This is a genomic window from Loktanella sp. SALINAS62 (assembly GCF_018263905.1).
Classification (GTDB): domain Bacteria; phylum Pseudomonadota; class Alphaproteobacteria; order Rhodobacterales; family Rhodobacteraceae; genus Loktanella.
On the sequence record NZ_JAAFZU010000101.1, the window covers coordinates 1 to 1360 of the forward strand.

Annotated in this window: 1 protein-coding gene and 1 pseudogene; both read left to right on the forward strand. The window is 58.5% G+C overall.

Annotated elements, in window-relative coordinates:
- Positions 1-426: pseudogene (locus tag GZH79_RS18895) on the forward strand (IS21 family transposase); the annotation flags it as partial.
- The gene (gene istB, locus GZH79_RS18900; RefSeq protein WP_211645321.1) at positions 423-1187 is read left to right on the forward strand and encodes an IS21-like element helper ATPase IstB; all 765 of its coding nucleotides are present in this window, start codon (positions 423-425) and stop codon (positions 1185-1187) included. The pseudogene GZH79_RS18895 and the gene istB, both read left to right, overlap by 4 nt.
- Positions 1188-1360: the final 173 nt, after the last annotated feature.

Genomic DNA, 1360 nt, shown 5'->3' on the forward strand with positions numbered 1-1360 from the left:
CGCCACCCCCGGTGCTGGGATCGAGAGGATATGGTTTTTGATCCGGTCCACTATCTGCCACTGCTTGAGCAAAAGACGGGCGCTCTGGATCAGGCTGCCCCGTTGGTCAAATGGGAGTTGCCAGAGGAATTTGCGACCCTGCGCCGCTTGATGGAGGCGCGGATGATCAAGGCCGGTCGGCGCGAGTATGTGCAGGTCTTGCGGTTGCTGGAGACGTTCGAGATGGCAGACCTGAATGTCGCTGTTAAAAATGCGTTGCGCATGGGCGCGATTGGCTTTGATGCCGTCAAACACCTCGTGCTGTGTCAGGTCGAGAAGCGGCCACCCAAGCTGGATCTGGATGTCTATCCGTATCTGCCAAAGGCCGACGTCGGCACAACATCGGCGGCCAGCTATATGTCCCTACTCCGGGGGCAGGCCGCATGACCGAAGCTCCCCAAATCCTGTTGAACCACCGCCTCAAATCCCTGCGGTTGCCGACCGTTCTGCGGGAATATGGCAAACTGGCCAAGCAAGCTGCAGCCGAGGGGCTGGACCACATTCAATTCCTTGCGCGCCTGATCGAACTGGAGATGATTGACCGGGAACGCCGGATGATCGAGCGCAGGATCAAAGCCGCAAAGTTCCCTGCCGTTAAGAGTTTGGACAGCTTCGACTTCAAGGCAATCCCGGCCCTGAACAAGATGCAGGTGCTGGAACTGGCGCGCTGTGAATGGGTCGAGCGGCACGAGAATGTCATCGCCCTTGGCCCAAGCGGAACCGGTAAGACCCACGTCGCCCTCGGCCTTGGGCTATCCGCCTGCCAAAAGGGCCTGTCCGTCGGTTTTGTTACTGCTGCCGCACTCGTCCATGAACTGATGGAAGCGAGGGACGAACGCCGGCTCCTGCGGCTTCAAAAGCAGATGGTGGGTTACAAGCTGCTGATCATCGACGAGCTGGGCTTTGTGCCGCTGAGCAAAACCGGGGCCGAGCTTCTGTTTGAGTTGATCTCCCAACGCTACGAGCGCGGCTCCACGCTGATTACCAGTAATCTACCATTCGACGAATGGACCGAGACGTTTGGATCAGAACGCCTGACCGGCGCACTCCTCGACCGCCTGACGCACCACGTCAACATCCTCGAGATGAATGGTGAAAGTTACCGCCTTGGACAAAGCAAGGCGCGTCAGGAAACGCACAAAACCTAAGCCTCAATCAGCACAGATTGGCCCTGACGGGCCAAAGCATCCGGGCGGCCGCCAGCTATATGACAAGCGCGGACGCCCGGATGCTGGCGCTCGTCTGGACGCTGATTATACCAACCCCAAAGTGGCAACATTTTGCGCTGCCCTTTGGCTCACTTTTACTCTGCCGTTGACAC